This window comes from Rhodococcus sp. Q1 (assembly GCF_004153645.1).
Lineage (GTDB): Bacteria > Actinomycetota > Actinomycetes > Mycobacteriales > Mycobacteriaceae > Rhodococcus > Rhodococcus gordoniae.
This window is the reverse complement of record NZ_SDMJ01000018.1, coordinates 1-5,786: the sequence shown is the minus strand read 5'-3', so window position 1 is coordinate 5,786 and position 5,786 is coordinate 1. Positions and strand designations below refer to the sequence as shown.

The following is a 5,786-nucleotide window of genomic DNA, read 5'->3' as shown; positions in this document are numbered from 1 at the left end:
TTGGCGGTGCGGGAGCGTCCGGAGCGGGTGCCGTTGTCGTTGGCGCAGCAACGCATGTGGTTCCTCAACCGTCTCGAACCGCACTCCGCCGTGAACAACATCCCCGTGGCCATTCGCCTTTCGGGGCGACTGGACACCGACGCGCTGCAGGCGGCGGTCTCCGACGTGGTGGAACGCCACGAATCGCTCCGCACCGTCTACCCCGAGATCGACGGTGTCGGCCATCAGCAGGTGCTGCCCGCCGCGGAGGCGATCGTCGAAGTCCACCCCGAGAGCATCGACTCCGACGAGGTCGCGACCCGGGTCGCCGAAGCAGTCACCACCGGCTTCGATGTGACACAGCAGGTTCCGATCCGGGTGCGCCTGTTCTCCGTGGCCCCGGACGAGCACGTGCTCGTCGTCGTGGTGCACCACATCTCCGCCGACGGCTACTCGATGGGACCGCTGACCCGCGACGTGGTGACGGCCTATGCCGCGCGTGTCGCGGGCGGGGAACCCGGATGGGCACCGCTCGAGGTGCAGTACGCGGACTACACGCTGTGGCAGCGCGAGATCCTCGGCGACGAGTCCGATCCCGAGTCGCTCATGGCGCGGGAGGTGGACTTCTGGAAGCGGACCCTGGCGGATCTGCCGGAAGAAGTGACGCTGCCGTTCGATCGTCCCCGGCCGGCCGTCGCGAGCCATCGGGGTGCCTCGCACCGCCTCACTCTCGGGGAGCGAGTCCGCGCAGCGATCGCCGATCTCGCCCGTCGCAGCGGTGCAACGGAATTCATGGTCGTCCATGCCGCACTCGCCGTGCTCCTCGCCCGGCTCGGCGGCAACGAGGACATCACGATCGGCACTCCTGTCGCCGGCCGTGGCGACGCGGCGCTCGACGACCTGGTGGGCATGTTCGTCAACACCCTGGTGCTGCGCACACCCGTCGAATCCGATGCGTCCTTCGGAGACTTCCTCGACTCGGTGCGCACGGCCGACCTCGAGGCGTTCACCCACGCCGACGTGCCGTTCGAGCGGCTCGTCGAGGTACTCGACCCGTCGCGTTCCCTTGCACGCCACCCGCTCTTCCAGGTGATGCTCACCTTCCAGAACATGCCGGTCTCGCAGCTGGAACTGCCCGAGCTGACCGTGTCCGGTATCGATTTCGACACACAGGTCGCCAAGTTCGACCTGCAGGTGACCGTCGCGGATGTCGTCGACGCCGCCGGCGATCCCTCCGGTCTCGTGGTGGAATTCGACTACGCCACCGAACTGTTCGACCCGCAGACCGTCGCCGCTGTCGCAGAACGGTTCTCGCGGATCCTCGAGGCGGTCACCACCGATCCGCGCATCGCGATCGGTGACGTGCCGCTCGTCACCGACGGCGAGCTCGACCGCATCCTCACCGAGTGGAACACGCTCGGCGAGTCCGTCCCGGTCGTCGAACCGGCCACGCTGACTGCACGTTTCGACACGGCCACCCGTGCCCACGCCGCGAACGCCGCGGTGACCCACGGGGAGACGACCCTCACCTACGCCGAGCTCGGTGCCCGCGCGAACCGGATCGCACGCCGGCTCGCCGCCGCGGGGGTCGGACCCGGCACTCTCGTCGCGGTGGCCCTGCCCCGAACCGAGGACCTCGTGGTCGCCCTCACCGCGGTCGTGCTCTCCGGCGGCGCCTACCTGCCGATCGACACCGCACATCCGCAGGATCGTGTGCGGTACATCCTCGACCAGGCCCGGCCCCGCGTGATCCTCACCTCCGATGCACTCGGAGACGAGCCCGGAGCAGAGGCGTTGCGCGACAGCGGAATCGAGATGCTGGACGTCGTCGCCGCGCAGAACGACGACTCGGTCTCCACCGATCCGCTCACCGCCGCCGACCGGATCGCATCGCCGCAGCCGGACGATCTGGCGTACGTCATCTTCACCTCCGGTTCGACCGGTCGCCCCAAGGGCGTCGCCGTCACGCACCGGAACGTGCTGACCCTCTTCGCCAACGCCGAACCCCGCTTCGGCTTCGGCCCGGACGACGTGTGGACGCTGTTCCACTCCTACGCCTTCGACTTCTCGGTGTGGGAGCTGTGGGGGCCGCTGCTCCACGGTGGTCGTCTGGTCGTCGTCGACTACCTGACTTCACGATCGCCGGAACTGTTCGTCGAACTCGTACGGCGCGAAGGAGTCACGGTTCTCAACCAGACGCCGTCGGCGTTCTACCAGTTCGACGAGGCCGAGCGGATGCTCGCGTCGTCCGCTTCGGTCGACGCCGGGCCGCTCGCGCTGCGGTACGTGATCTTCGGGGGCGAGGCGCTCGACCCCGGCCGGCTGACGGCATGGTTCGAACGCCATCCCGTGCGGCCGCAACTCGTCAACATGTACGGCATCACCGAGACCACGGTGCACGTGTCCTTCCATGTCGTGGAACCGACGGAAGCGCGACCGGGCGTTCCGAGCGCGATCGGACGGTCGCTGCCGGGTCTGGACGTCCGGATCCTCGACGAGCGGCTGCACCCGGTTCCCGCCGGCGTGGCCGGCGACGTCTACGTCTCCGGCGATCAGCTCGCCCGCGGCTATCTCGGACGCCCCGAGCTCACGGCGGCCCGTTTCGTCGCCGACCCCTTCGGCTCCGGACGTCTCTACCGGACGGGCGACGTCGCCCGGTGGAACGCCGACGGCATCATCGAGTACGCCGGCCGGAGCGACTCGCAGGTGCAGCTCCGCGGCTTCCGCATCGAGCTCGGGGAGGTCGAGGCAGCGCTGCTGCGCGCTTCCGGCGTCGCCCACGCTGTGGCAGTGGTGCGCGACGACGGCATCGGCGAACGTCTGGTCGGATACGTCGTACCGCGGGCCGGCGACAGCATCGAGCCCGCCGCCGTCCGTCGGGCTGCCGCCGAGTTCCTCACCGGATACATGGTGCCCGACGTGGTGACGGTCCTCGAAGAGCTGCCGTTGACGGTCAACGGCAAGCTCGACCGGCGCGCACTGCCGGCACCGCAGGTGACCGCGGACGGTGGCGAACACCGCGAGCCGGTCACGGAGTCCGAGATCGCCGTCGCGGCCGTCTGGTCCGATGTCCTGGGGCTCGAGCGCGTGGGTGCCGACGACTCCTTCTTCGATCTCGGAGGCAACTCGCTCGTGGCGACGCGGGTGATCGCCCGGATCAACGAGGCACTCGGATCCTCCCTGGCCATTCGTGAGTTGTTCGAGGAACCGACGGTGGCGGGCCTCGCAGCCCGGATCGACGGCGGTTCGACCGCCGCAGCCGTGCCCGAACTGCGGGCACGGCCCCGTCCCGAGCGCATTCCGCTCTCGCTCGCACAACAGCGGATGTGGGTGCTCAATCAGCTCGACCCCGGTTCGTCCACCTACAACATCCCCCTGGCGATCCGGCTGCGCGGAAACCTCGACACCGAGGCACTCGCAGCTTCCGTGCGCGATGTGATCGAGCGCCACGAGACGCTGCGTACCGTCTACCCGCACGACGATCAGGGTCCGTACCAGCGGATCCGGTCCGTCGACGCGGTCGAGGAACTGACGGTCGTCACCGCGGGTACCGAGGGAGAGGCGTTCGAGGCGGTCGTGGAGGTCGCGTCGCAGGGCTTCGATGTCTCCACAGACGTACCCGTGCGGGGCCGGTTGGTCTCGCTCACGCCGGACGACCACGTCCTCGTGCTCGTCGTGCACCACATCTCGGCGGACGGTGCGTCGCTCGCACCGCTCGCCCGCGACCTCGTGTCGGCGTACATCGGGCGCATCTCCGGCAGCTCCGTCGAGCTCCCTCCGCTCGAGGTGCAGTATGCGGACTTCGCGCTGTGGCAGCAGGACGTGTTCGGGGACACCGACGATCCGGCATCGCCTGCGGGGAAGCAGCTCGACTACTGGCGTGAACGCCTGGCAGGGGTGCCGGACCTGCTGGACCTTCCCGCCGACCGGCCGCGACCCGCACAGACCAGCACCCGCGGTGCCACGACCATGATCGATGTGTCCGCGGACACCCGTGCTCGTCTCGACATTCTCGCCTCGGAACATCGTGCCTCGCTGTTCATGGTGGTGCATGCCGCTCTCGCGGTGTTGCTGTCGAGACTGAGCAGTTCGCGCGACGTCGTGATCGGGACGGCAGTGGCCGGGCGCGGTGCTCGGGCACTCGACGACGTGGTCGGCATGTTCGTCAACACGCTGGCACTGCGCAGCGACGTCGACCCGGCCACGGCGTTCGACGCCCTGCTCGACACGGTCCGAGCCGGCGACCTCGAAGCCTTCGCGAATGCGGACGTGCCGTTCGAGCGTGTCGTGGACGAACTGGGGATCGCTCGTTCGAGCTCCCGGCATCCGGTCTTCCAGACGGTGCTGTCCTTCCAGAACCTCGACCCCGTGCGTATGGAACTGCCGGAGCTGACCGTCGAAGCGCTCGACACGGGAGAGCTCTCCGCCAAGTTCGATCTGCAGGTCACGGTGGAGCCTCGGGAGGACTCCGCGAGCGGGCCGGGTGGGATGGCCGTTGCCTTCACCTACGCGACCGATCTGTTCGACGCGGACACCGTGGAGGCCTACGCGCGTCGCTTCGTGGCGGTGCTCGACGCGGTGGCCGCCGATCCCGCCGCGGTGGTCGGGGACATCGATATCCGGACCGCTGACGAGGTCGCCGTGGTCACCGGTGCCCCTCGCGCCGTGCCGGAGTCGTCCTCTCAGGTCCCCGATACGACGATCGCCCAGGAACTGCGCGTTGTGGTCGAATCGGATCCCGACGCTCCTGCCGTCGTGTTCGGCGAGACCGAGTCGACCTTCGCGGAGGTCGAGAAACGATCCTCTCGGTGGGCGCGGCATCTGATCTCGCTCGGTGCGGGTCCGGGCGAGACCGTCGCCGTCGACGTCCCCGCCGGAATCGACCTGGTGACCGCCATCTGGGCAACCGTGAAGACGGGGGCCGCGATCGCGGTGGGGACGTCCTCCGAGGCTCGTTGGATTCTCACGACCTCACAGCGCACCGCCGACGGCTCGGCGGTTCTGCTTCCGATGGACGACCCGGAACTGGTGTCGAGGGTGTCGGCGCAATCGGAGCGCCCCGTCGCCTACACCGAGCGCACGTCCGTCCTCCGTGCCGGGGACCCTGCGCTGAGGTTGCCGCAGGGCGACCTCACTCAGGGACGTGCGGTGGCTGCTCTTCGCCGCGATCGCACCGAGTTCGGTCTCACCTACGATGCTCGGATCCTGGTGTCGGGGCGGGCGGCAGACCCCTGGTCGGTATATGCGGTGCTCGCTGCCGCACTGGCCGGTGCTGTCGTGATCGTTCCCGAAAACCGTGACGATCTCGCCCGTGCTGCGGAAGAGGAATGGGTGACACACGCATTCGTTCCCGGTGATGCGGTGGCCGACCTCGTCGGCTGTGCGGATCTCGAGTTCGTCTCGGTCACGGACGGTGTCGGGACGGCGGCTTCCGAATCGGTCGACGCCACCGTCTGCGCGAGAACTCACCCGTGGTCGTCCGGTTCATGATCGACTTCTCGGGGTGACACTCCGGACGGATTGTGAGCTGTGACGAACACGAGCGCCCGACGGCCCTCCCGGTCGGGCGTGCAGGACACGTGACCGAACGGTAACTTTACCGTGACCGGGGCCGTCGGGGTGCTCCGACGGGGAGGAGTTGTCACGTGGCCGAGGCGGGGTCCGAACGAGGAATCGACAGGTTCGGAGGAGCCGCGACACAGTCGCGGAGTGGTCGCCGGTCCGGCGGACCCCGCCCGGAGCGGCGTGGGCGTGGTCGTCGTGGTGTGTTGTTGCCGCAGTTGTTGGTGTCGGCGGTGGAGTCGGCC

General features: G+C 68.8%; 1 protein-coding gene. It reads left to right on the top strand.

What is annotated here, in order from left to right; genetic code table 11:
* Positions 1-27: 27 nt before the first annotated feature.
* Positions 28-5,469: a non-ribosomal peptide synthetase gene (locus EQ874_RS22730; protein WP_242496897.1), complete on the top strand. Its 5,442-nt coding sequence runs from the start codon at positions 28-30 to the stop codon at positions 5,467-5,469.
* Positions 5,470-5,786 lie beyond the last annotated feature (317 nt).